Below are 24,836 nucleotides of genomic sequence, written 5' to 3'. Positions count from 1 at the left end.
GTTGATCGGGTTTACTGCTTCACGAAGATCGCGTCGTAGTTGATGACGCGGGTGGGATCGACGTAGATGCTGTCGGCGCCGCCCATGCGCGGCGATTTTGCGACGACGCGCCGCTCGTTGATGACAGGTACCCATGGCGCATCCGCCATGATGTCGGTGAAGATCTTGCCCCAGGCGGCCTGACGCTCGGCCACCTTGGCCGGATCGGACATGGAGTCGGCTGCGACGGCGCGCTCGTCCAGCGCCTTGTTGCAGTACCACGACCAGTTCCAGCCGCCGGGAACCGCGCCGGAGCAACCCAGGATCGGACCATAGAAGTTGGACGGATCCGGGAAGTCGGCGATCCAGGCCATGCCGCCCGACCAGATCATCGGCGCTTCGCCTTCGGTGCCGCCGGCAGCGATGACATTGGCCTGTGCAAGAGCACGGACCTCGGCCTTGATGCCGATTGCCGCCAGATCCTGCTGGATCGACTGGGCGATGCGCGGCTGCGGATCGGTGTTGGTCGAGTAGAGCACGGTCGAGAAGCCGTCGGCATAGCCGGCTTCGGCCAGCAGCGCCTTCGCCTTCTTCACATCATAGGCAAAACCCTGGAAAGACTTGTCGTATCCCGGCATCAGCGGCGGCAGGATCTGGTTTGCGGGCGTTGCCCGGCCATTCAGGATACGCGTGATGCGGTCCTTGTTGACAGCCATGTTGACCGCTTCGCGGACCTTCAGATTGTCGAACGGCTTCACCTTGGTATTGAGCGTGATGTAGCCGGTGTGGAGCTGCTCTCCATCAACGATCATCTTCGCGCCATCAGGCGAATTCTTGATTTCCAGGAACTTCGCCGGCGGGATGCCGTCGCCGACGATATCGACCTCGCCCTTCTGCAGGCGCAGCAGCGCAACCAGTGGCTCCTGGCCCACCTCTACGGTGAAGTTGTCGATATGCGGGACGTCCTTGACGAAATAGTCCTTGTTGCGTTCGAAGACGAGCTTCTGGCCGATGGTCCAGTCCTTGAGGATGAAGGTGCCCGAGCCGACCGGATGCTTGCCGAAATCGCCGTTCGCAGCGTCCACGGCTTCCTTCGGCACGACCGAGGCAAAGTTGATCGCCAGCACATGCAGGAATGTCGCATCCGGGCGGCTCAGATGAAAGACGACGGTGCTTTCGTCCGGCGCCTCGATGCCGGGAAGATTGTCGGCCTTGCCGGCCGACATGTCGTCATAGCCCTTGATCGCACCGAAGAAGCCGGCGCCGGGGCCCTGCGTCTTCGGATTGACCGCACGCTCGATCGAATACTTGACGTCGGAGGCGACGACCTCGCGGCCGTTCGAGAACTTCACGCCCTTGCGCAGCTTGAAGGTGTAGGTCTGGCCGTCCGGCGAGACGGTGAAGCTCTCGGCAAGCGACGGAACCAGCTTCGCCGTGCCCGGCTCATAGTCCATCAACCGGGAAAACAGGCTCTTGATCATCGACCAGTTCACCCAGTCGTAGCCGATCGCCGGATCGAGCGTCGTGATGTCGTCCTTATAGGTGACGATGATGTCGCCGCCTTGCGTCGGCTGATCGGCGGCATGGGCTGCCAGCGGCATGAAAGCCAGCATGGCAGCTGTCGTCGTTCTGAGTAACCAGCTTTTGAACATAGGTCAGTTCCCCTTTTTCGTGTGGTTCAGTGCGAGCGGATACGTGGATCGATCAGCGGCGTGATGAGATCGGCCGCGAGATTGCCGAGGATGATGGCGAGGGCGGAGGTCAGCGTGACCCCCATGATGATCGGGATGTCGACCTGCTGGATCGCCTGCCAGGCCAGCTGCCCGATGCCGGGCCAGCCGTAGACTGCCTCCACCACCACCACGCCGCCCATGAACTGCCCGATGTCGATGCCGATCATGGCGATGATCGGCAGGATGGCGTTGGGCAGCGCATGGCGCAGGATGATGCGCCGCCCGGACAGACCCTTGGCGCGCGCCGTGCGGATGAAATCCTGATTCAGCACGTCGATCATGGCGGAGCGGACCATGCGGGCATACCAGCCGGCGCCGAGAAGGCCGAGCGTGGCGGCAGGCAGAACGATATTCGAGAAACTGCCGTAGCCGCTCATCGGAAACCAGCCGAGTGTCGCCGCGAACAGATAAAGCAGGAGAAGAGCCACGACGAACTGCGGCGCCGATACGCCAACGAAAGCGGACGCCATCACCAGACGATCGGTCGGGCCGCCGCGATCGAGCGCCGCGATGATGCCGAGCGTCAGGCCGAGCAGCACTTCGACGAAGATGCCGGCTGCCATCAAGGTGATCGTGGCAGGCAACCGCGCCAGGATCAGCGTCATCACCTGCGTCTTCTGTGCGTAGGACCGGCCGAGTTCGCCATGCAGCAAGCCGTTGAGATAATGCAGGAACTGCGTCGGCAACGATTGGTCCAGGCCGAGTTCGCGGCGGATATTGTCCACCGTCTGCGCCGTGGCGCTGCGGCCGGCGATCATGCGGGCCGGGTCGGCCGGCAGGGCATACAGCAGGATGAAGGTGATGGCGGCGACGCCGAGCAGGATGAGCGCCGACTGGACGAGGCGCCTGATGAGAACGTTCAGCATCAGCCCCTGCCTCTCTGGGTCGGATCGAGGATGTCACGCAGCGCATCGCCAACGAGGTTGAACGCAAGGGCGGTCAGCAGGATGATGGCGCCGGGGAAGAAGACCAGCCAGGGGGCCGCCTGGAAGTAGCTCTGGCTTTCGAAAATGATGTTGCCCCAGGATGGCTGCGGCGGCTGGACGCCCACCCCCAGAAAGGAAAGCGTCGCCTCGAGCAGAACGGTGGTTGCAATGCCGAGCGTTCCCCAGACGATGGCCGTCGGCAGCAGATGCGGCAGGATGTGGAGGACGACGATGCGGGCATGGCCGGCGCCAAGCGCGCGTTCGGCCATGATGAAATCCCGCTCCACCAGCGCGCGCGTCTCGGTATAGACGATCCGCGCCACCTGCACCCAATTCACCAGCGCGATGACCATGGCGACGATCCACAGGCTGGGCTTCAGGATTGCCGCAAGCACGATGGCGAGCAGCAGCGCCGGAAACGCCATCATGAGATCGGTGAAGCGCATCAGCAGACTGCCTGCCCAGCCGCGCAGATAGCCGGCCATGACGCCGACGAAGAGGCCGATGGTGACGGCGACGCCATTGGCGACCAGGCCGATCACCAGCGATGTCCTTGCACCGAACAGCAGTCGCGAAAACAGGTCGCGCCCGAGCGTATCCGTCCCGAGCAGAAACTGGCCGCCCGGCGGCATGGGCGCACCCTCGAGGGTCAGGCCGTCAAACATCTGGTTGTCAGGGTCGAAGGGCGCGAGCCACGGCGCGGCAATCGCCATGGCCACGACAGCCACGACGATGACGAGGCCGAACAACCCCGCGGGTTGCCGGCAAAGTTCCTTGAGTACCCGCATCAGCCGACCTCGGACAGTGTTTCTGAGCCGACCAGGAAGAAGGCGGCGATTTGTTCCACCGGAAGACGCCGGCGCATGGCGCAGTTTCTGAGGATGGCATAGGCGCATTCATCGTCGATCTGGCGCTCGGCCTTCAGCCTCTCGACTGCCGAAAAGACGACGGGCCTGAGCTTCAACCGCTCCTCCAGATGCGCGATCCGGCCCGCCGCCTTGATCCGCTCCTCGTGAATGGACACCGCCAGCACCAGCGCGGGGAAAACGGCGGACGCCACCACGGGCTTCGGGATGATTGCGCCCGCCCCCTGGCGCAAGGCCCAGGCGATACGGCCCGGGGCTTCCGAGCCGAGAATGGCGACGACGGGCCTGAGCGGCTTGTCGCCGCTCCACGGGATCAGCTCGTCCCATCCGCGATCGACGTCGACCATGACGAGATCGGGCAGCTCGCTCACGGTTATCGGCTTCCATTGGCGGGTCACCCGCATGCCGAGGACGATGAGCTGACGGTTCAGTCTCTCGGTATTGGTGTCATCCTCCGCAAGGATCGTGACGCGCCATCCGGCGAAATTGGGCGTGCCGTTCATGATTGCACCACGCGAAGGTGCCGAGCGGGCTTCTGCCTGCTCGTGATCAGATAGGGGTCGGCGGGGATGGCCGGTTCCGCCGCGATGAGATCGAACCCAAGCTGCGAATTGATGCGGCCGAGATAGAAGGGCAAGGCGGCATGGTTGGTCGTCGGATCGACAACGAGATCGCCAAGCACCGATGGCCAGGAGCGCGAGACGATTTCCTGCCTGACCATGACGGGATCGTCGTTGCCGCAGGCTTCGATCGCGGCGATGCAAAGAGCGACCGCGGTATAGGAGCTGGCAAACATGGTGGAGACCTTGCCGGTCTGCGGGCGCCATGCTTTCAGGCGGGATTTGAAGGCAAGGTTCTCGCTGGTGTTCAGGCCATCGAAATAGGAGAGCGCCGAAAGCTGGCCGACAGCCCCGCCGGCAATATCCGCCAGTTCGCATTCCGTAAGATCGCAGCTGGCAACCGGGCAGTTTTCCGGCAGGAAAGCCGGGTCACGCTTGGCAAGCTCGCTGATCGCCGCCAGGAACGCGTAGCTCGACGGACCGATCAGATTGTTGAGGATGAAGCTTGGCCGCTTTTCCGCAATGTCGGCGACGATGCGTTCGACGGCCGTCTCTTCGAGCGGCAGGTAGCGCTCGCCCAGGATGGTTCCGCCGGCATTGACGATCAGCTCGCGGGCGAGCCGGTTCATCTCCCAGCCCCAGACGTAGTTCGCCCCGACGAGATAGGGCCTCGACCCATGGCGCGGGATCAGATGCTCGAACAGCGGGATCAGATGCTGGTTGGGACAAGCGCCGATATAGATGACGTTTTCGTTGGCCTCGAAACCCTCGTAGGGACACATGTACCAGAGCAGGCCATCGTGCTTCTCGACAAGCGGAATGACTTCCTTGCGCGCCGCCGAGGTGATCGTGCCGACGATGTGCCGGCAGCCGCTGTCACGCATGAGGCTTCGTGCGCCCTCGAGATAGGCGGAGAGGTCCGCGTGCGGATTGAAGAAGACGAGTTCCGCCTTGTCACCGCCATTCCGCTGGTAGTCGTGGAGTGCGAATTCGGCGCCCAGCCGGGCCTCACGTCCCAACGAACCATATGGCCCGGTGGTCGAGTAGAGAATGCCGATTTTCACGACGTCTTGCATCGAAACCCCAAAAATAAAAAATCCCACAACGCGGGTCCCGGAAACCGGGGCGTTGTGGGGCGCTATTGCCCTTCGACAAGCGAAGTCATGTCAAGACCGAGCAAATCTGCTCATATCTTGAGCGTGATTAAAATACGGTCATTTTAGGTTTGTCAAGTCGGAAGCCGCTCTTAAGTTCAGGCCCCTATCGGACGGCGCGAGATTTGATCAAACGTCGGTGACGGCTCTCGCACGAGATTGGCGTGCAACACAAGAGGGTATGGGTTATGCACACAAGCGGCCGTGGAGTCGTTGCCTTTGACCGCGCCGCAGACGTCCGCATTTGTATCAAGCCATGCCAGCAGAAAGCGAGATCCCTGTGTCCTACGCCGCTTCCAACCTCCTGCTCGATCTCGATGGTACGTTGGTCGATTCGCAACCAGGCATCCTTTCAAGCTGCCGCGCGGCGCTGCGGGCGCTCGGCCATGAAACGGACCCGGAAATGGATATCACCGCGATCATCGGCCCTCCGATCGAGGATGTGATGCGATACCTTCTGAGCTCTTTTGGCGATGATCGCGTCGCCGAAGCCGTCGATGCCTATCGATCCGACTACGGAACTCGCGGCCTCCTGCTGAGCGAACTTTACCTTAGCATTCGGGAAGCACTCGTCGATCTGCATTCCCGGGGCACCCGTCTTTTGCTGGCGACATCCAAACGGCAGAGTTTCGCGCAACGCATTCTCGACAATCACGGATTGTCGGGCCTTTTCCAGGGCGTATATGGCTCAGTGCCCGGAGCCGGTCTGGACCATAAGCCCGAACTGCTGGCCCATATTCTCAAGGATGCCGGCTTGGACGCGGAAGCCTGCCTGATGATCGGCGATCGAAAATTCGACATCATCGGAGCGCATGCGAACCGGATGCGGGCCGTCGGCGTTCTTTGGGGCTATGGCAGCCGGGAGGAACTCGAACTTGCCGGCGCAGACCTCCTCATCGATGCGCCATCGGAATTGAAATCGCTGACGGCGTGAGGCGCGCACCTATCCCTTCACGCCCGCACCAAAACTTTCAGCTTTCGGGAGATCTTCGCGAGTTGATTCTCACAGGAGACCGTCGGCGAGGCTGAACACTGCGGGAACTCAGGAAGCTTTCGTGACGAGAAAGCATGCCCTTGGCGTTTTGCTGGAGCAATGCGACTTGCCGTAGCCAATGCTACGCGGTTTTCTCGATTTGGCCTGACGCATCGTGTTCGCGAGGAGAATGCTGTCGCGGATTGCCGACTGGTTCCTGACCAACTTCCGCCCCGGGCTTGAACGCAACAACAAACTCGATGACCTTGGACGACGACATCTCGCAAGGCTTGAGAGCATTGCTCCCTTGATATGGGGAATACCAGTTGAAGCTGACGATGTCGCTTCCTCCGAGCTCCTCGGCAAACAGCCAAGCGCGGCGGCCGTCCGCGGACCGCTTGACGGTGACACCCCAGCGCCGCCCGTTAAAATGGCCTTCGGAGTAGCCGTCGGGCAGCCGCGCGAGCGCATGCCGAAACTCGTGTAAATCTTGTGGCGATGTCATCAGGGGAGAAGGCATTCGTCGCAAATCCCGCAACCGTCTTCGTCCATCGCCGACCGGGATCGGCTGCGTCGACAGCATAGGCATGTCATCCCCGGTCCGGAAGGCTTTTCATCGCGCTCTGGCGGAAGGATTTCAATCAAGGGGTTGGAAAACAGGTCGGTCGTTAGGTCGTTCATCGGGAAGCTCCAGCAGCAAGACTGAGATAGGAATTCATGGGACGAATCCTAGGTCTTGAAATTGGGGCGGGTGATCCACGAGTCCCGATTATCCTATCCAAATGCGGAGGCTGAAGGCTGGAAAAGGCCGGGAGATCGCCTTGCTCTCCGCGCAACTGGGGAAATGTTGGCGGGTTGCAGAATGCCTCCTCGATCGAGTTCGCCGCGACAGCGCCGATTTTGGGCCAGATTGTACAACGTGCGTCCGGATCGTGCAGGCAAAGCTGCGCGGGTTTCCTTATCATCCGTCAGGTCGGACAGACGAGCTTCCGCCGGATACTGCCATCGCTGATATCCTGGAACGACACCGGACCGTTCGCCGGCAATCCGGCTCGCATTCCGAGGTCGCTTGAAATGGCGCGCCGCGTCGGCCGTCTGGGAGGAGCCCGGTTGCCCATCGAGTGGTGTAGCCAAAAGAGTACCAAGACATCTCGGCACGCTTCACCCGAAGTCGTGCGGCTGGAGGGTTAGGATGCGGAGCCAGGGTGTCTACGGGAAGAGGCTGGGGGATCATTTTCAACTCGAGCGAGCCCCCGCGATCGTCACGAGAAGCCTGAAGCGCTCGGAGATGGGCGTCACGCACATCCGTTGTCAGAAGCCCAGTCTCACCTCTCCCATTCCAAGCGAGGATGCATATCTGGTCGCCTTTCAGGTCGAGGATTGCATAGAGCATGAACTATGGATCAATGGCCGCGGCAGCGGCGCGCTACCCCTGTTTTCCGGCCAAACATCCATCTACGATCTGCGAACGAACCCGATCGCCTTTGTTCGCGAGACGTCGAACTGCGTCATGTATTACATGCCGAAAGCCGCGTTCGATACGCTTGCCGAAGAGATCCCGGCCGCAAGCTTCAGTGAGCTGGACGCACACGAGGGCCGTCCCAACGACGATCCGGTCATCGCGGGTCTGACGGCCGCCCTCCTTCCCGCGTTCGAAAACCCCGAATATGCCAGCCAGCTCTTTTTGGATCACATCACGCTCGCCGTGGCGACGCATGTCGCGGGCCGCTACGGCGACCTCCGCCTTCGGGATGGCAGCAACTCCGGAGGCCTTTCGAGGAGCATGGAACGGCGAGCCAAGGAGATGATCGACTCCAATCTTGCCGGGCAGATTCCATTGGCGCAGCTCGCGCGTGAATGTGGCCTGTCCACCCGTCATTTCACCCGTGCGTTCAAGCAGTCGGTCGGAGTGGCGCCGCACCATTGGATGGTATTGCGGCGATGCGAGCTGGCCAAAGACCTGCTGAGGTCCACGACGCTGACCCTCGCCGAAATAGCGATCGGTTGCGGTTTTGCGGATCAAAGTCACTTCACGCGCGTATTCACCCGTGTCGTGCGGACGACGCCGGGCGCATGGCGCAGATCGCTCTGAGAGGTATAAAAATGAAAGAAGAAGGCGCCTACGGCGAGACACTCAGAAAAACGTTCAAGACCGACGTCGCGCCCTCATTCGTGGCAAGGACGCTGAAGAACGCCAAGGTCGCGGTGACGGAAATTCGATGCGACAGGGAAGACACCGGCCTCACCGAGCCTATCCCGATCGAAGACGCGTTCCTGCTGACGGTTCAATTGCGAGATGTCCACGCCCACGGCCTCTTCCTCGACGGCCGACAAGTTCGCACCGGCTTCCTCCCTGCGGGAACGGCGAACATCTATGATCTTCGCTCTTCGCCGGTCGCAGATAGCATAAGCGCTTTCCATCATCTGAGCTTCTACCTGCCCCGTGCCGCCCTCCTCGAGGTAGCGGAACGGGAGGACCTTCCGGATGTCGATGGTTTCGACCACAATCCCGGCCTGGGCATCAAGGATGACGTGTTGCACAATCTGGCCCGAGCCATCCTGCCCTGTTTCAGATCACCCCTCGCCTCGAACCGGTTGCTGGTCGATCATGTCAGCATCGCTGCCACCGCGCATGCGATCAAGACCTACGCACGGCGAGGCAAGTCAGCGGCGGCCAGTGTTCGCCATCTCTCCCGCAATGAAGGGATGCGAGCCAAGGAGCAGGTTGCCGAACATCTCGACGGCGACATTTCCCTGGGCGAGCTGTCGGCAGACAACCAGATGTCGCCGCTGGATTTTGCGGCATCCTTCGAATTCAGCGAGGGGATGTCCATTCATCAGTGGCGGGTAAACCTGAGAACCGAGCGCATGCGGCGGCTTCTCGCGCGCGGCTATGATATGCCCACCATCGCAAGAATGCTCGGCGTCTCGGAAGCCGAGCTTACCCGCGCCTTGAAAAGTTCTTCGTAAGCGCCCGTATTGGGTCGTCACGGATCATCTTGAAGAAAACACGAGCAAGATGGCGGGCGTCGAAACAATCGTTCTCGAACGCGATTTTGCCAAGTGCTGCTTCCGTCGATCGGTCGCGTTGCCTAGAAACGCGGATGCCAGGGCGGGCCAACCTCGCCGGAATTCGTTCGCCGCCAACACTCGTCCTCCGCACGCAATGACCAGCCGACAGTTGCGCGGTCCCGGCGACCTTGCTTGAAGAATCAGGGCATATCTGGAAACATCCAGACAAGCACCGCCGAAGAGGCGGCGGATCTCGTCGAAATCCACTCAAATCGTGATAAATTGGCGGCTTCGGGAAATCTGCGCGGCCGGGTGCAAGGAGGCTAATGGCAGCGAGTACGAGTTACGGCAAGGCGTTTGGCAAAAGGCTCGGCGCCAGGTCATCAGGATATGCGAGCCGTGCGTTGTCCAAGGCGATGCTTGCTGTCACGGAGCTTCGATACGACGATCCGCAGCACGTATTGTCGACACCGCCGGTCGAGGAGGACGCGTTCGTCGTTGCCCTCCATCTAAAGTTTTTTCCGCGCTATCGATATTGGGAGAACGATCGTCCGGCACGAGAATCCTCGCTCCTTCCCGGCCAGATCATCATCTACGATATCAAGCGGAAGCCGATCTTTCATCTCAACGATTCGTTTCACTCGGTGCATTATTACTTCCCGCGCGCGGCCCTTGACGCCGTCGCGGAGGAAGCCGGGGTCCCCTCTGTCACGGATCTGCGCTATAATCCGGGTGTCTGCATGGACGATCCGGTCGTGCGCGACCTGACCTTCACCCTCCTGCCGCTCTTCGCCGACCCGCAGAACGTGCCGAGACTGTTCATGGACAGCGTGCTCGTCGGGGTCGCCCATCATGTCGCCTGCCGCTACGGCGGCATGAGGGTGCGCCCCGTGACCGCCGCCTCCGGCCTTACCCGATGGCAGCAGGTTCGGGCAAAGGAGCTGATTTCGGCAAACCTCGACGGGAACCTTCCGCTTGCAGCTCTGGCGGCGGAATGCGGAATGTCGATGCGGCAGTTTCTGAAAGCGTTCAAGCTGTCGGTCGGAGCGACACCCCACCAATGGCTGTTGCGCCGCCGGATCGAATTGGCCCAGATGCTGCTTCGCGATCCGGATCTTCCGATCCCGGCCGTTGCGAGCTCATGCGGTTTTTCCGATCAGAGCCACCTTACGCGCGTGTTCACGGCGAAGGTCGGCATGACCCCGGCGGTCTGGCGCCGCGAATGCCGGAAATAAATCGGGCGCTGCGCTTGCGATATTAGAACGGTCGCTCTATATGAATTGGAGCAATCGTTCTAATATGGAGAGTGACGTGGCGCGTTCACGGCAATTCGACAATGAGAAAGTCCTCGAAGCCGCGGAAAGCGTTTTCTGGGAGAAAGGTTATCATCCCACCTCGACGCGTGACCTCACCGCCGCGATGGGCATGACGACCGCCAGCGTCTACAATGCTTTCGGCGACAAACGCGGCCTCTTCCTGGCGGCGCTCGGCCACTATCTCGACCACTCTCTTCACGAACGCATGGCGCGGCTGGAAGCCACGCTTGCGCCGGCGGATGCGATCTCCGCCTTCTTTGCCGATACCATCGCCCGCTCCCTCGGTGATCCCCTCCAGCGCGGCTGCATGCTCGTCAACACCGCGTTGGAAGCGCGAGGCGACGACCCCGAAATTCGGGAGAGGGTCGCGGCGGAAACCCTGGAGATGGAGGCCTTCTTCACGCGCTGCGCACAGGCCGCGCAGGACGCCGGCACCACGATCTCGACCCTTCCGGCCGCCGACATCGGCAAGATGCTGCTCTCCGTGGCGCTCGGGCTGCGTGTTCTTGCGAGGGTTCGCCCTGATCCCGACGTTCTTTTGGGTCTCGCCAGACCCACTCTCGCTCTGCTTGGGCTGCCGCCGCTAAAGGAGCCTCCGAGCTGATAGAAGCAGCATAGCCCTGACGGGCCGCTGATCACCCCAGACCAATTATCCGCAAAACCTGCAGGCCGCTCGCGTCGCGATCCGGTGATGGTTCCCTGCACCCATTCCACACACGAAAGGCACTCCCATGAGCACGCATCACGCTGCGGCTTCAGACGATTATTCCCTCACCAGATCCCAGTGGTTCGCCACGATAGCGGGCCTCTCCGGCAGCTTCGTGGCGATAGGACTGGCGCGCTTTGCCTACACGCCCCTGCTGCCGTCACTCATCGGGCAACACTGGTTCACGGCATCCGAGGCCGTAACGCTGGGCGCAGCAAACTTCGCGGGCTACCTGGCCGGTGCCGTGCTCGGGCGGCCCGTCGCCGCCTCGATCTCGAACAGATCGTCGCTGCGCCTGTTCATGGCCGTTGCCACACTCGCCTTTTTCGCCTGCGCCTTCCCCCTCTCGACAACGTGGTTCTTCGTCTGGCGCTTCCTCTCCGGCCTCGCCGGCGGCGCGATCATGGTGCTCGTCGCAACGACGATCCTTCCCCACATCCCCACGAAACGGAGGGGCTTCGTGAGCGGCATGATATTCCTCGGGTTAGGCCTCGGTATCGCCGCGTCCGGTACAGTGGTGCCCGAACTCCTCCTCATCGGCCTGAAAGAAACCTGGATCGGTCTCGGCGTGCTTTCGCTGCTGCTGACGGCGGTGAGCTGGTTCGGCTGGCCCAACACCGAGCCGCAGGCCGCAGGTGCGCCAAAACAGGTCCACTCGCATAAATCCGCCCGTGGACCGCTGCTGATCCTTTACAGTCAGTATGCAGCCAACGCGCTCGGCCTCGTGCCCGCAATGATCCTGCTGGTCGACTATATCGTGCGCGGCCTGAACGGCAGCGCGCAGCTCGGCGCGGCCTACTGGATCCTGTATGGCATTGCCGCGATTACCGGACCGGTTCTGTGCGGCTTTGCCGCCGACCGCATCGGGTTCCGGTCGTCCTACCGCATCGCGCTGCTGCTGCAGGGCGTCGCCGGTCTTCTTCTGGCCACCAGTTCCAGTGCCGTCGCGCTCATCGTCGCCACCGTTATTCTCGGTATTTTCACACCGGGCATCGTTCCGCTGGTGTTGGGCAGAACCCAGGATATCGTACGCCACGACCATGCCGCCCAGCGGCAGGCCTGGGGGCATGCGACGACCGCGTTCGCGCTCTTCCAGGCGTTGGGCGGGTATGGCTACTCCTATCTTTTCGCTCATTCGGGACAGAACTACGCGCTCGTCTTTGCGATAGGGGCAATTGCCGTCGCATTGGCTCTTCTCCTCGACCTTGTCGTTCCGGACCGGACGTCGAGACAAGGTGGCGAACGCCTGCAAACACCGGATCGCCTGCTTCCCGCGAACCGAAACGAGCAGACGCCGCACCCGGAAGCCGGGGCACGTCCCTCCCACACCGGGGCCAGGAAATAGCATCCAGCCGCCCACCGGCACCCCAACCGGGATCGAGTCCCTATTCCACAAAACAGGGCGCCCTCACAAAATACAAACCGGGTGCAGTTTCCGAGAATAGCCCGCAGCAAAGGGGATGGATGACGAGCATTCCCTTCCGGAAACGACACACCTTGTTGCTTGTCGGCGGGTCATCCGCTTGGTCGGCGCAACAGATGCGCGCATCGCTTCCGGAACCGGGTTCCGGCCGGTCGACGAGAACGACGGCCGGACAACCTGACGGGCATCCATCCTGAAATCCGGTGATACTTTTGAATGGAGAAAACCATGAATTCCATGCCTGAGCCTTCGACGATGACGTCCTACCGTGTCCACGAGTTCGGCGGTCCTGAAGTCATCAAGCGCGAAGAACTTCCGCTCGTATCGCCGGGGCCTGGCGATCTGCGTGTAAGGGTCAAGGCGGTCGGCGTCGGGCCATGGGACGGCTGGATCCGATCGGGGAACAGCGCCCTGCCCCAGCCACTGCCACTCACGCTCGGATCGGACTATTCCGGCATCGTCGACGCGGTCGGCCCTGAGGTGAAGGGATTCAAGCGGGGCGATGCGGTGTACGGCGTCACGAACGAACGTTTCATCGGCGCCTATTCGGACTACGCCATTGCCAAGGCGTCGATGAGCGCCCTCAAGCCCATCACGATCGGCGACGTCGAGGCCGCCTCGGTTCCGGTAATCGCGGTGACGGCCAAGCAGGCTTTGTTCCAGCATGCGCATCTGACAGCCGGCCAGACCGTGCTCATTCACGGAGCGGCGGGCAGCGTCGGCGCCTTCGCAGTCCAACTCGCCCGCAAGGCAAAGCTGAAGGTGATCGCGACATGCGCCGCGAACGACGTCGAATTCGTCCGGCGTCTCGGGGCAACGGTCGTTATCGACTACAACAGCCAGAAATTCGATACGGAAGTCAGTCAGGTCGACGCCGTCATAGATCTGGTCGGCGGCGAGACTCAGGTTCGCTCCTTCGGCGTCATCAAGCGCGGCGGCTATCTGATTTCGGCCGTCTCGAAACCGAACGAGGAAGTGGCGAAGGAACTGGCCATCCAGGCCAAATTCTTCCTTGTCGCCGTAACCACCGCCGAATTGGTCGACATCGCCGCCGCCATCGACAATGGCGAGCTTGAAACCAAGGTCGGGACGGTGCTGCCGCTCTCGAAGGCGGTCGAGGCCCATGAGATGCTCGAGGGACGCCGGCCCCGAGGAAAAGGCAAGATCGTAATGACCGTCGACTAGCCCCGAACGCTGTGCCTGAACGGATGGCTCAGTCGCCGGCGAACAGTTTCCCAAGGAGATCCAAGATGAATGTCTACAAGCCTCTCATGGCGTGTGCCCTCGTGCTCGCGCTTTCCATCCCGGCCGTGGCGCACGACGCTGTCGGCGAAAAGGTGTCACAGGTATTTCTGGAGAAGATACCGAATATCCCCGGCAAGAGCCTTCGGGCCTTCGTCGTCGACTACGCGCCGGGCGGAACATCGCCCTCCCACACGCACGACAAGTCCGCCTTCATCTTCGCCTACGTCCTTGATGGCGAAATTCGCAGCCAGGTCGACGACGGAGCGGTCAAAATCTACAAGGCGGGAGAGAGCTGGTTCGAGGTGCCGGGCGCCCACCATCGCATCAGCGAGAATGCCAGCAAAACCAAACCGGCAAAGCTGCTGGCGGTGTTCGTGCTGAACAGCGACGCGGGCCAGCCCACCATCCCCGACAAGAATTGAGGCCATCGCAGGTGGAGATCGAGCACATGAGATCGCCCAAAGACCCGGTCGATATTCTTCGGCGTTTCCTGGAAAATCCCGCCCATCCGGAGACCGTGCATGAAATTGAAAACAAAGATCGACACCGAATGGATCTACCCGCTCGCCGCCGACTTTAGGTGGCATCGGATGCCGCAAATGCGAGCGACATCGTGGTTGCCCGATATCATGACCGAACCTTAAGGCGAGCGATCCCGCACACGGACCAGATCTTTCAAGATGGAACCGGCCGGCGCCAAAGATCGTAATGTTGCGAACCCGCGCCGGCTTTCCGCCGAAAGGCCAACCGTTACGGTCGCTCCGCCACAAGCGAAAAGAGCAGTACGAACCACCTGCCGCAAGAGAAACGGGTTGCTGCCGGCCGGCTCGGTTTGAAAGGTCACGATCATTTTTGAACGATGTGGACGTAAATGTATGACCGCGCTCGAATGGACGTTGCCTGACGAATTGGCCAGCTTAATATCGAGGCGTTAGGGAGCTCACGTCATGACAGACACCGGTGCATACGGTGAAAACCTCGGCTCACGTTTCGAACTGCAAAACGTCCCGACAATTCTGTCCCGGAACGTGAAGCGGGGGAGCCTTGCCCTGACCGAGATCCGGGGCAACGATCCCATACCGTTTTGCAGCAAGCCCATACCCATCGAGAATGCATATCTGGTCGCCATACAGAAGCGCGACTATCCAAACCATCTCTATTGGGAGGACGGCAAGCAATATCCGGTCCAGAACCTGCGGGCCGGACAGACCTTGCTCTACGATCTCCGGCGCGATCCGGTCGTGCTGATGGACAAGCCGTTCCATTCGATCCATTTCTATCTGCCGTCGGACGTGCTCGACAAAGTCGCGGAAGAAGCCAGCGCCCCCAAAATCAGTGAGCTCGCCTACAAGCCCGGCTGCGGATACGACGATCCGACGATGGTCAATCTTATGAGCGCAGCGGCAACGGCCTTCACCAATCCGGAGGAGGTGCCGCAGCTTTTCGTCGATCACATCGCCCTTGCCATGGCGTCGCATATTGCCTCCACCTATGGAGGGCTGGTGCCCGGCAGCCATGTTGCGAAAGGCGGCCTCGCCCCCTGGCAAAAGAAACGCGCCAAGGAGCTCATCGAGTCACGGCTCGACGGCGCCCTGGAGCTTGAAGACCTCGCAAGAGAATGCGGATTGTCGAAAAGACATTTCTGTCGTGCCTTCCGTCAGTCCACCGGGCAATCGCCCCACGAGTGGTTCCAGCTCAGACGTATCGATCGCGCCAAGGATCTTCTCCTTGATCGCGACAAGTCGCTTGCGGAGGTCGGAATTTTGAGCGGCTTCTCCGATCAGAGCCATTTCACGCGCGTCTTCATGCAATATGTCGGGACAACGCCGGGCGTCTGGCGGCGCAACCGCTGCGAATGATCCAAGCATCCTCCCTGGATGTGATACCCGGCTGACACCCGACCGAGCGATGAAGCTGCCCGCGAAGTGCCGCAGGCAGCTTCGGCAAAAGTCCGAGCAGCCCAGCTCCACAGGCGACAACCACCTCCCCGAGCGACATTTACGGCGGCCCGCACATTCCGAAAGCGGCGGGGTCGGCGCTGCCCATCCGAGCCCATATCAGGTTCGTGTGATCGTCGCTCCGCCGTCGACGAGCATCGCGGTTCCGGTGACGAAGGTGGAATCGTCGGATGCCAGAAAAAGCGCGGCGGCGGCGAGTTCCTCCGGCCGGCCCAGGCGTTTGAGGGCGCTCATGTTGATCATGAATGCTTCCTTGTCCGCGGTGTCGTTCATCGCGTGATACATGGACGTCTCGATCGCGCCTGGAAGAATGGCGTTCACGCGGACATTCCTCGGCCCGTACTCGGTGGCGAGAGTCCGCACCAAACCGATGATCCCGGACTTGCTGGCGGCATAAGCCGCCGTGCCGGGAAAGCCGAAGCTCGAGCCGACAATCGTGCTGGTGAAGATCATCGATCCGCCGCCGCCGGCGATCATGCGCGGGATCTGGGCTCGCGCCGCCAGGAACGATGCCGTGAGGTTCACGGCGATTGCCTGCTCGAATCCATGCTGCGAGACTGTCTCGGAGGGTCCGGCTTCGCCGAGCGTGCCGGCGTTGTTGAATGCGATGTCGAGGGCGCCAAACTTCAAGTAGGCGGTCTCGACCAGGCTATGGGCGTAGTCCTCGTTCGAGACATCGCCCGCAAGCATCGCGGCAACGCCTCCAAGGGCTTCGATTTCCGCAAGAAGTGACTGAAGTTCAGACTGTCTCCGCGCACCAGCCACGACCATGGCACCTTCGGAAGCAAATCTCTTTGCCGTCGCCCGGCCGATGCCCGCGCTGGCTCCGGTGACGATGGCAACCTTCCCAGAAAGCCGTCTCATAGCAATTCCTCTCCTGACAGGTGAAATGTCGATGAGGAATAGAACCGTGCCGACGCCTCGCCTTCTATCATCATCGGCGCATTCATTGGACGGAAGGGCCACAACACCCGCCATTGTCGCCGCAAGCGCCTGCCGCGGCACTCTTGACGGTCAGCGCATTCAAAACATGTCTCGCCGGTACAATTCGCCATGCGCCGACTATGGCAATTTCCTCTCGTTCCCCCCCGCCGTGCTGCCCAAGGCACGGCAGCAGACGCACCCGCCGCTAGTGCCGTCTGCGAACTGGTCTGCCGAGACTTCAGCCTTATCGGCAGACCACCTTTGCGACGGAACGCCGGATCACGAACGATGGAGAAAATCATGCCGAAATTCCGCACGACCGAGGCCCCGGAGCAAAGCTCGAGCGGCTTTGTGGGATTGGCGATCGTCGCCGCGTTGCTGGCGCTCATGGCGCTCCTCCTGCTGCGAGGAGACCTGAAGGAAGGCCGTCAGCAGCAGGTCAGGGTCTTCGTACCGGAGGCCGATCAGCCTCCTGGCCGGTAAAGGGCGCGGCTCTCATCGTGAACGCGGCCGACAGCGATTCCCGGCTTCGCTCTGCGACAGAACGGCGCAACTGCGATTACGTCATTAAAGATACATTGTAGATATATCTTTAATGACGTAGATGTTGGTCACCGACCAACACAGCCAGAACGGAGATCACATGTCGGAAACATTGAGCGAAAAAACCAAGTCGATCGTACGGGCCACCGTGCCGGCGCTTGCGGCACACGGCACGACGATCACGGCGGCGATGTACAAGCGGCTTTTCCAGGATCCCGCCGTCCGCGAACTGTTCAACCAGTCCAACCAGGGCGAAGGTGGACGCCAGACGAAGGCGCTCGCACAGGCGATCCTCGCCTACGCCCAGAATATCGACAATCTCGCGGCCCTGGGCCCCGCCGTCGAGCGCATTGCGCAGAAGCACGTCGGGCTGCATATCCTGCCCGAACACTATCCTCACGTCGCCACGGCGCTGCTCGGCGCGATCAAGGATGTACTGGGCGACGCCGCCACGGACGAAATCCTCGCTGCCTGGGGAGAAGCCTACTGGTTCCTCGCCGACATCCTCATCGGTCGCGAGAAGCAGATCTATGACCATCTGAAGTCCTCGGTCGGCGGCTGGAACGGATGGCGCAAGTTCGTCGTCGCGGCCAAGCGGCCGGAGAGCGACATCATCACCTCGTTCGTCCTGCAGCCGGTCGACGGCGGTCCGGTGGTCGGACACCGGCCCGGCCAATACCTGACGTTCAAGATCAACGTTCCCGGCCTGCCGCCGCAGCGCCGCAACTACAGCATCTCCTCGGCTCCGAACGGCATGACATACAGGATTTCGGTCAAGCGCGAGGCGAACGGCACCGTCTCCAGACATCTGCACGACCGCGTCGACGAGGGAGACGTCATCGAGGTCGCGCCGCCGACCGGTGATTTCCACTTGCCGGAACGCCCGGAACGGCCCGTCGTCCTTCTTAGCGGCGGCGTCGGACTGACGCCAATGGTCAGCATGCTCGAGACGATCGTCGACAGCGGCGTCCAGCTGCCGGTTCACTACGTCCACGGCGCGCAGGATGGCCGCATGCACGCGATGGGCAGCCACGTCAGGGGTCTCGCCGGCGGGCGCCCTCACTTGAAGACCGCGATCTTCTACGACACGCCGCATGAGCGCGACGAGCGCGGTATCCATTTCGATCACGACGGTCAGATCACGATCGACTGGCTTGCGGAGAACACCCCGATCCATGAGGCCGACTTCTATCTGTGCGGGCCAAAACCGTTCCTCGCCGCCTTCGTCAACGGTCTTGCGAAGGCCGGGGTGCCGCCGGAGCGCATTCATTTCGAATTCTTCGGCCCGGCGGACGATCTGGCCGCCGCATGAATTCGAAGGTGGGGACAGGTCTCGGCCCGTCCCCACAATTGATTCATCCCGGAGATATTTTTATAAGGAATGAGTTGCCCCAGGGATCGAACACCGCCATGCGCCTCACCGTCTATTCCGACTATGCACTGCGCCTGATGATGTACCTCGCCTTGAATGGCGAGAAGCTTTCGACGATTTCCGAGATCGCGGACGCTTACGACATATCGAAGGCGCATCTGATGAAGATCACACACGAACTCGGCTTGAAAGGATTCATCGAGACCGTGCGCGGCCGGCAGGGCGGAATGCGGCTGGCGCGCGACGCCGGCAAGATCGGCGTCGGCGATATCGTGCGCGCGTCGGAACCTGATTTCGCCATTGTCCCCTGCATGGAGGAAGGCGCCGGAAAGATCTGCGCGATCCAGCCGGCCTGCGTTCTCAAGCGCGCGCTCGCCTCCGCCGCCGCCGCGTTCCTCGACGTGCTGGACGGATACACGCTGGCGGATCTTACGCGGCCGTCGGTGCCGCTTCGAAACCTCCTCGCGCTCCCGGATCTTCCGATAACGACCGCCTGACCCACCTCCCGGAAATGCAATGCGACAATAGCCGCCTGCCTCCTATTGCAGGGAGGCATAGTAGCGCGAGGCGGCCCTGATCTCTTCATCGGTCATCGCCCGCGCCACATTGCGCATCTGCTCGCTGGTATCGTTGCGGCGATTTCCGGAGACGAACGCCCGCAGTTGGGATTCGATATAGACAGCCGACTGGCCGTTGAGCCAGGGGCTCCCCCGTTTGTTCTCGATGCCGCCGTGGCACGATCCGCAGGGTGCGATCCCCCGCATCGGCGCACCGACCTGTACGATGGCGGGCTCGGCCACCGCCGTTCCGGCAGGGGTTTCCGGAAGTCTCGGAAGATATGCGTAGTAGGCCGCAAGATCGCGCATGTCTTGCTCCGTCATGGTCAGCGCGAACGGGCTCATGACCGCGTTTACGCGGGCGCCGCTTTTGAAGTCCCGAAGCTGCTTGTAGATCACCGCCGCATACTGCCCGGCCAGGTTGGGCGAATCCGCACGGCTCACACCGGTCGGCCCATGGCAGATGGCACATTTCTGGGCGAGCGTTGCGCCTCTGCCGATGGAATCGGCGGGCGCTTCGCGCAGGTCGTCGGCGCCGAGCGTTACCGACGAAACCTGAAAGTCCGGAGCGACGAAGGCGACGGCAGAGTTGCGAACGGGAAATCCTGCTGCGCTGCAAATGGAATCCCATAGTCCCGCCAGGCGGCCGTTCGGCTCCGCGTACGGCATGAGCACGAAGCCGGTGACGACTGCCGAGAGAAAGATCAGCACGGCAATACCGACGCTTGTCGTGAACCATCTGTTCGCGATGCTGAAGATTTTCTCGCCGCTCATTTCCGGACTCCGACATAAACGGCGGGCACCGACGTATCTCCCCGGAAGGCGAGCTGCAGGATCGGATAGCCGTAGTTGGTGACGGTCAGGCCGATCATGAGGGCGATCCAGAGGCCGTGGCCGTTCAGCGCGGCCGGCACCCGGGCAGGCGGATGGATCGCAATGCTGAACCGGTAGCTGCCCGGCTCCTGCCGCCCCGACATGTGTCCTCTGATGAGGATGGCGAAGAAGAGGATTGCGGAGACGACGAGAATGAAGCCGCCGATCACGGACAGGGCAACGGGTATCGCCTGGCCGGCAATCGCAGGATCGGCGTAGTCGTAGTAGGCCATTCGTCGAGGCATGCCGAGAACGCCGACATAATGCCAGGGAAAGGTCGTGACGATCATTCCGACGAACCAGAGCCAGAGCTGCGTTCGCATCAGACCGATGTCGAGCAGCGGCCGGCCCGTCAGATGGGGCCAGAGATCGTAGGCGATGACGAAATACATGATGACGATCGCGCCGCCGAAGATCAGATGAAAATGTCCCGTGATCCATTGCGTGTTGTGGATCGAGGCGTCGAGCTGGTAGCTCATGTTGATGAGGCCGCCCGCACCGCCAAAGCCGAGCATCAAGAAGGAGAATGCCACGGCGAGCATCGTCGGATTTTTCCATGGAAGCGCTGCAAGCCACCCGAACGGCCCCCGTCCGCCTCTCAGCCGCCCGGCGATCTCGACCGAGGCGCAGATCGTGAAGACCGTCAGGAGCGTCGGCAGCGCGACGATCGCCGTGAACGCGGAATGGACGAACTTGAAGCCGGCGCCGACCTGAGGGTCGGCAAAGGCGTGGTGGATGCCGATCGGCATCGCGACGACCAGAAACAACACGAAGGAAATGCGGGCCATCGGGTCACTGTAGAGCTTGCCGCCGATCGCTCTCGGGACAATCGTGTAGTAGGCGATGTAGCTCGGCATCAGCCAGAAATAGACGATGGCATGCAAGGTCCAGGAGAAGAAGATACGCGCGAGCCCGGCATCGATCGTCGAACGAAATCCAAGCGCTACGGGTATGATCTGAAGCAGGAGTTCAAGCGCGGCACCGACCGCCGTCCACCCCCACAGATAAGAGCCCGCGACATTCGCGTACATCGCCAGGGGAACCGGAGCGCCCGGATTGGCTCGCTTCCAGCGGTAGAGGTTGACCGACATCAGGGCGACCCAGATCCAGGAGCCGACGACAACGAGGACCACGCCGATGTAGTAGAACGGGTTGCCGATCATCGGCGGATAGAAAGTGTAGAGAACGGAGGCCAGACCCATCGAGACGGGGATCATGGCGGTGACGGCGCCGACGACGATCAGCCAGAAGCCCGCCCATGCCCAGCGTCGCCCGACCAGCGGCGTCTTCAACGAGCTCTCGGTGATCGCGTAACCAAACCCCATCGCGACGAGCGTGGGAAACACGTAGCCCATGATGGTTCCATGGGCGGTGACGGAGCGATAGTACAGCTCGGGATTTCCGATCCAAGCCGCCAGGGGGCTGCGGATGAACATCTGCCAGGCGCCGAGCAGGATCGCCAGGCCGAAGACGCCGAAGGCGAGCCAGAAATGCGCGAGGATCAGGCGTCGGCTACTTAACACAGGACAGCCTCCTCTTGTCGGCGGCGAGCGCCATGAAGGCCTGCCGGTCGATGACCTTCACTTTCGCCCACATGCCTTCATGCCCGACGCTGCAAAACTCCTGGCACGGCATCAGGTGCTCGCCCGGTTCCGGAAAGCGCGCGGTTTGCTCAGACACGTATCCCGGCACCAGCATCGTGTTCACGTTCGTCCCCTGGATCAGGAGGCCGTGGACGACATCCGCGCTGGTCGCCCGAATGACGACCTTCGTCTCCGCCGGCACGAGGATGCAGGATGGCGTGAACGAATATTGCTGACCAACGGCCCGGACGGTGACCGACCCGTCGGGTTCGACCGCGGTTCCGAGGTTGGTCTCCACGAACTCTCCGGTAACGTGGAGCGTCACCGGGTTTATCGTCTCGACCTGCGTCTGGGGCATCGTCGCCTGGTGCAGGCCGGCATAGGCCGCCATCCCGACAAGAAAGGCGATGATGAGGATCGAAATCGCGGCCCATCGGCGCTCGATCTTCTCGGCGACCTGGGCACTGGCCGGCTGACTGTTCTCCACGCTCATGGAAATCCCGTCCGAGGCAAAAAGACGAACAGATAGAAGAGCAGCCACATCGCCACCACGCAGGCGGTCGCGATACCGGCGACCACGATTGCGCCGCGCGGTCCGCTCGCAACGATATGGTCGACCTTCGCGTCGTGGACATCCGGATCGCGATCAGGGGAATCGGTGTTGATCATATCGTGTTCCTCATTGAAGCGGGGCGGCACGCAATTGGTTCGCCTCGGCCGCGCTGACCGGCGCCCCGGTATTGCCCCAGGACGTCCTGATGTAGCTGACTACCGCGGCGACCTCGTCGTCCGAAAGACTGACCGAGAATGGCGGCATTCCGTGAGGCATCGGATTTCCCGAGGTTCCCGGCGGATAGCCGCCGTTGAGAACCATCCGGATGGCGTTCACGGCCGAATCCATCTGAATGGACTGGTTTCCGGCGAGCGGAGGATAGTGAGGCGGCTTCCCCTCTCCCCTCAAGCCGTGGCAGCTTGCACAGTCGCTCTCGTAGACAGATTTTCCGAGGCTGACGAGAAGGCTGCTCTCGGCGTGAGGCAGCCGCGACACGACCGGCTTCGGGCTATCCTGGGCTATGCTCTTCAGATAGACGGCCATCGCGCGGATATCCGCATCCGAAAGATACTGCAGGCTGTTGTAAACGACGTCCGCCATGGGTCCGTAGACAACGCCTCGGGCCGACACGCCTTTCTGCAGAAGATCGGTGATGTCCTGGATGCTCCAGGTTCCGAGGCCAGCTTCCTTGTTCGAAGTGAGAGAGGGCGCATACCAGTCCTGCATCGGGATCAATCCGCCCTTGAAAGCATCGGCCTCGGAATTGCCCCCGAGCGCGTTGATCGGCGTGTGGCACATGCCGCAATGGCCAAGCCCCTCGACCAGATAGGCGCCACGGTTCCACTCATCGGATTTCTGCGCGTCCGGCTTGAATGCCCCTTCGGTGAAGAAGAGCGTCCGCCAACCGAGCACGAGCGAGCGGTTGTTGTAGGGAAACTGGAGTTCGTGCTCGCGGTTCTTCTGCGAGACGGGCTCGATCCGCAGCAGATACGCGTAGATCGCGTCGCTGTCCTGGCGCGAAACCTTCGTATAGGACGCGAACGGCATGGCCGGGTAGAGCAATCCGCCATCGGGAAAGCGTCCCTCATGCATCGTCCGATAGAAGTCGTCCGCGCTCCATCGTCCGATTCCGGTGTCGCGGTCGGGCGTGATGTTGGAGGTGTACAAGGTTCCGAACGGCGTCGGCATGGCCCTGCCTCCCGCGAAAACCTTGCCCTCCGGCGCCGTGTGACAGGCAATGCAGTCTCCCGCCCGCGCCAGATACTCGCCCCTTGCGATGAGGGCCGGATCGTTTGCAGCGACGCTCTCGCTTGCGCGAATTGCCGTTTCGCCGCAAAGAAAGGACGTGACCGCCAAGATCCCCACCACGGCAATGAAACTGGAAGGCCTCATTTGAGCGTTCCTTCCTCCGGCTGGCTTCCGCATTGGAACGGCAAGGCAAACGCATCGTTCTTCGCCGGAGACGGATCGGCCGGGACCGGCTGGGCGGAAAGCCATGCAGCCACGGCCCGAACGTCGTCCTCGGTGAGATGTCCCGCGACGATCTGCATGCAATCCGGAGCGATGGCCGTTCGCGTCCCGTAGCGCCAACCGCCGAGCTGCGCGCTGAGATAACTTGCTCGAAGGCCGAGAAGCCCCGGAATGCCGGGCTCCTGGCCCGTCAGAAGAGAACCGTGGCAGCTTACGCAGGCAGGCACTCCGCGAGATGCGTCGCCACCGGTGACGAGAGCTTTGCCGTGGTCAAGGACGGCTTCGCTGACATCGGCCGGCCCGGGTTGCGGAAGCGGAGGCCGCTGTGCCGCGAAATAATCCGCGATTTGCTTCAAATAGGCTTCCGGCAAGAACTGAAGAAGATAGTTCATCGGCGGGTATTTCCGGCGGCCGTTCCGGAACGCGAGGAGCTGATTGTAGAGATATCCGGAGGGCTTTCCCGCAAGGCGCGGGAAGTAGGGATCGCTCGTTCCCCGGCCCTGGATGCCATGGCATGGCGTACACGCCTGAACGCGTTCGGCCATGCCCTCCGCCGTCATATCCTCTGCGGCCGCGCAGCCGGCTACAGCGAGATACGCAGCGAGAAGAAGGACACGCATGGACAGCCGCATTGTCGTCGTTCCTCGCTCTAATCCAACATGGTCATCTGCGCTTATGGGTGGGGCATCGGGCGGCCTGTGTCTGGCAACAACGGGACGAGTTTTGTGGGAACGGGCCGGAAGGATGCCGCAACTGCCGGAAGCAACAATCGTCTCGATGGCAATCAAGCCCGCTAAAGCCTCGGCGAGCACCCGCACGGCACGGCCGACGGGAACGGCGCCGGGCCAAATGACAGGCCGAAGATCGCGCATGATCGGCCCCGCTATGCGAGCCGCGCTCCTTGTGCGCTGTTCATCGCGGCGCTTCAATGAGCGCCCGCGCCGGAAGTCTGGCCCGGCTTCGGTTTCTTTAGGATCAGGCTTGAGCAGAGCGCGATGATGAGAGCGATGCCGATGAGGAAGAAGGTATCGCTGAATGCCATGATGTTTGCCTGCTTGCGCAGGCTTGCCGCGACGGCGACGATGGCCTTGTGGGAGGCGAGGGCCTGGT

25 protein-coding genes and 1 pseudogene are annotated in these 24,836 nt (G+C 61.8%); 12 read left to right on the top strand and 14 right to left on the bottom strand.

Annotation, left to right across the window (positions count from 1 at the left end; all coding sequences use genetic code 11):
• Positions 1 to 11: 11 nt before the first annotated feature.
• The 5 genes from ACQZ6J_RS32455 to ACQZ6J_RS32435 are packed head-to-tail and all read right to left on the bottom strand — an operon-like array spanning position 12 to position 5,140.
• Positions 12 to 1,631, bottom strand: a complete 1,620-nt coding sequence (locus tag ACQZ6J_RS32455) for an ABC transporter substrate-binding protein (protein ID WP_449087045.1) — start codon at positions 1,629 to 1,631, stop codon at positions 12 to 14.
• Positions 1,632 to 1,657: 26 nt separating this feature from the next.
• On the bottom strand, positions 1,658 to 2,578 hold the full coding sequence (locus tag ACQZ6J_RS32450) for an ABC transporter permease (RefSeq protein WP_449087044.1): 921 nt from the start codon (positions 2,576 to 2,578) through the stop codon (positions 1,658 to 1,660).
• Positions 2,578 to 3,426 carry an ABC transporter permease gene (locus tag ACQZ6J_RS32445; protein WP_163990569.1) on the bottom strand — a complete coding sequence of 283 codons (849 nt, stop codon included), beginning with the start codon at positions 3,424 to 3,426 and terminating at the stop codon, positions 2,578 to 2,580. Before ACQZ6J_RS32445 ends, ACQZ6J_RS32450 begins: the two co-directional genes overlap by 1 nt.
• Positions 3,426 to 4,007, bottom strand: coding sequence for an ANTAR domain-containing response regulator (locus tag ACQZ6J_RS32440; protein ID WP_449087043.1), 582 nt, complete (start codon positions 4,005 to 4,007; stop codon positions 3,426 to 3,428). The genes ACQZ6J_RS32445 and ACQZ6J_RS32440 overlap by 1 nt, the downstream gene beginning before the upstream one ends.
• Positions 4,004 to 5,140, bottom strand: a complete 1,137-nt coding sequence (locus ACQZ6J_RS32435; protein ID WP_163990565.1) for a transporter substrate-binding protein — start codon at positions 5,138 to 5,140, stop codon at positions 4,004 to 4,006. Before ACQZ6J_RS32435 ends, ACQZ6J_RS32440 begins: the two co-directional genes overlap by 4 nt.
• Positions 5,141 to 5,498: 358 nt before the next feature.
• Between ACQZ6J_RS32435 and ACQZ6J_RS32430 the strand changes: the two genes are divergently transcribed.
• Entirely contained in the window at positions 5,499 to 6,152 is a 654-nt protein-coding gene (locus ACQZ6J_RS32430; RefSeq protein ID WP_449087042.1) for an HAD hydrolase-like protein, read from the top strand.
• A gap of 181 nt (positions 6,153 to 6,333) precedes the next feature.
• Here the strand turns inward: ACQZ6J_RS32430 and ACQZ6J_RS32425 are convergent, their stop codons facing one another.
• Positions 6,334 to 6,774 carry a hypothetical protein gene (locus tag ACQZ6J_RS32425; protein WP_449087041.1) on the bottom strand — a complete coding sequence of 147 codons (441 nt, stop codon included), beginning with the start codon at positions 6,772 to 6,774 and terminating at the stop codon, positions 6,334 to 6,336.
• 609 nt (positions 6,775 to 7,383) lie between these two features.
• Here ACQZ6J_RS32425 and ACQZ6J_RS32420 point away from each other — a divergent pair.
• The 8 genes from ACQZ6J_RS32420 (at position 7,384) to ACQZ6J_RS32385 (ending at position 15,752) form a co-directional block, all read left to right on the top strand.
• Positions 7,384 to 8,283, top strand: coding sequence for a helix-turn-helix domain-containing protein (locus ACQZ6J_RS32420; RefSeq protein WP_449087040.1), 900 nt, complete (start codon positions 7,384 to 7,386; stop codon positions 8,281 to 8,283).
• An 11-nt stretch (positions 8,284 to 8,294) separates the two neighbouring features.
• The gene (locus ACQZ6J_RS32415; RefSeq protein WP_449087039.1) at positions 8,295 to 9,161 is read left to right on the top strand and encodes an AraC family transcriptional regulator; all 867 of its coding nucleotides are present in this window, start codon (positions 8,295 to 8,297) and stop codon (positions 9,159 to 9,161) included.
• Positions 9,162 to 9,529: 368 nt separating this feature from the next.
• Positions 9,530 to 10,438: a helix-turn-helix domain-containing protein gene (locus ACQZ6J_RS32410; RefSeq protein WP_449087038.1), complete on the top strand. Its 909-nt coding sequence runs from the start codon at positions 9,530 to 9,532 to the stop codon at positions 10,436 to 10,438.
• Positions 10,439 to 10,514: 76 nt separating this feature from the next.
• Positions 10,515 to 11,123: a TetR/AcrR family transcriptional regulator gene (locus tag ACQZ6J_RS32405; protein WP_449087037.1), complete on the top strand. Its 609-nt coding sequence runs from the start codon at positions 10,515 to 10,517 to the stop codon at positions 11,121 to 11,123.
• Between the two features lie 127 nt (positions 11,124 to 11,250).
• A complete protein-coding gene (locus ACQZ6J_RS32400; protein WP_449087036.1) occupies positions 11,251 to 12,570 on the top strand; it encodes a YbfB/YjiJ family MFS transporter in 1,320 nt (439 codons plus the stop codon).
• 315 nt (positions 12,571 to 12,885) lie between these two features.
• On the top strand, positions 12,886 to 13,833 hold the full coding sequence (locus tag ACQZ6J_RS32395) for an NADP-dependent oxidoreductase (RefSeq protein ID WP_449087056.1): 948 nt from the start codon (positions 12,886 to 12,888) through the stop codon (positions 13,831 to 13,833).
• Positions 13,834 to 13,898: 65 nt separating this feature from the next.
• Entirely contained in the window at positions 13,899 to 14,315 is a 417-nt protein-coding gene (locus tag ACQZ6J_RS32390; protein ID WP_163990551.1) for a cupin domain-containing protein, read from the top strand.
• A gap of 525 nt (positions 14,316 to 14,840) precedes the next feature.
• Positions 14,841 to 15,752 carry a helix-turn-helix domain-containing protein gene (locus tag ACQZ6J_RS32385; protein WP_449087035.1) on the top strand — a complete coding sequence of 304 codons (912 nt, stop codon included), beginning with the start codon at positions 14,841 to 14,843 and terminating at the stop codon, positions 15,750 to 15,752.
• Positions 15,753 to 15,950: 198 nt separating this feature from the next.
• Here the strand turns inward: ACQZ6J_RS32385 and ACQZ6J_RS32380 are convergent, their stop codons facing one another.
• Positions 15,951 to 16,715, bottom strand: coding sequence for an SDR family oxidoreductase (locus tag ACQZ6J_RS32380; RefSeq protein ID WP_449087034.1), 765 nt, complete (start codon positions 16,713 to 16,715; stop codon positions 15,951 to 15,953).
• 360 nt (positions 16,716 to 17,075) lie between these two features.
• On the opposite strand from ACQZ6J_RS32380, the gene ACQZ6J_RS32375 reads away from it, so the two are divergent.
• From ACQZ6J_RS32375 to ACQZ6J_RS32365, 3 genes are all read left to right on the top strand, one after another.
• Complete coding sequence (locus ACQZ6J_RS32375) at positions 17,076 to 17,258, top strand: hypothetical protein (protein WP_163990545.1); 183 nt, start codon at positions 17,076 to 17,078, stop codon at positions 17,256 to 17,258.
• A 160-nt stretch (positions 17,259 to 17,418) separates the two neighbouring features.
• Positions 17,419 to 18,630 carry an NO-inducible flavohemoprotein gene (gene hmpA / locus ACQZ6J_RS32370; protein WP_449087033.1) on the top strand — a complete coding sequence of 404 codons (1,212 nt, stop codon included), beginning with the start codon at positions 17,419 to 17,421 and terminating at the stop codon, positions 18,628 to 18,630.
• A gap of 98 nt (positions 18,631 to 18,728) precedes the next feature.
• Positions 18,729 to 19,187, top strand: coding sequence for an RrF2 family transcriptional regulator (locus ACQZ6J_RS32365; RefSeq protein ID WP_163990818.1), 459 nt, complete (start codon positions 18,729 to 18,731; stop codon positions 19,185 to 19,187).
• A gap of 42 nt (positions 19,188 to 19,229) precedes the next feature.
• Here ACQZ6J_RS32365 and ACQZ6J_RS32360 read toward each other — a convergent pair whose 3' ends face one another.
• The 7 genes and pseudogenes from ACQZ6J_RS32360 to ACQZ6J_RS32330 form a co-directional block, all read right to left on the bottom strand.
• Entirely contained in the window at positions 19,230 to 20,021 is a 792-nt protein-coding gene (locus ACQZ6J_RS32360) for a c-type cytochrome (RefSeq protein WP_449087032.1), read from the bottom strand.
• The gene (locus tag ACQZ6J_RS32355; protein WP_449087031.1) at positions 20,018 to 21,643 is read right to left on the bottom strand and encodes a b(o/a)3-type cytochrome-c oxidase subunit 1; all 1,626 of its coding nucleotides are present in this window, start codon (positions 21,641 to 21,643) and stop codon (positions 20,018 to 20,020) included. The genes ACQZ6J_RS32360 and ACQZ6J_RS32355 overlap by 4 nt, the downstream gene beginning before the upstream one ends.
• Positions 21,633 to 22,196: a cytochrome C oxidase subunit II gene (locus tag ACQZ6J_RS32350; protein WP_449087030.1), complete on the bottom strand. Its 564-nt coding sequence runs from the start codon at positions 22,194 to 22,196 to the stop codon at positions 21,633 to 21,635. Before ACQZ6J_RS32350 ends, ACQZ6J_RS32355 begins: the two co-directional genes overlap by 11 nt.
• Positions 22,193 to 22,372, bottom strand: coding sequence for a hypothetical protein (locus ACQZ6J_RS32345; RefSeq protein ID WP_449087029.1), 180 nt, complete (start codon positions 22,370 to 22,372; stop codon positions 22,193 to 22,195). The genes ACQZ6J_RS32350 and ACQZ6J_RS32345 overlap by 4 nt, the downstream gene beginning before the upstream one ends.
• Before the next feature lie 10 nt (positions 22,373 to 22,382).
• A complete protein-coding gene (locus ACQZ6J_RS32340; RefSeq protein WP_449087028.1) occupies positions 22,383 to 23,648 on the bottom strand; it encodes a c-type cytochrome in 1,266 nt (421 codons plus the stop codon).
• Complete coding sequence (locus ACQZ6J_RS32335; protein ID WP_449087027.1) at positions 23,645 to 24,358, bottom strand: c-type cytochrome; 714 nt, start codon at positions 24,356 to 24,358, stop codon at positions 23,645 to 23,647. The genes ACQZ6J_RS32340 and ACQZ6J_RS32335 overlap by 4 nt, the downstream gene beginning before the upstream one ends.
• A gap of 293 nt (positions 24,359 to 24,651) precedes the next feature.
• A pseudogene (locus ACQZ6J_RS32330) lies at positions 24,652 to 24,836 on the bottom strand (EmrB/QacA family drug resistance transporter); the annotation flags it as partial.

This window comes from Rhizobium sp. A37_96, assembly GCF_053521765.1.
This window is presented reverse-complemented; position numbering and strand designations above follow the sequence as displayed.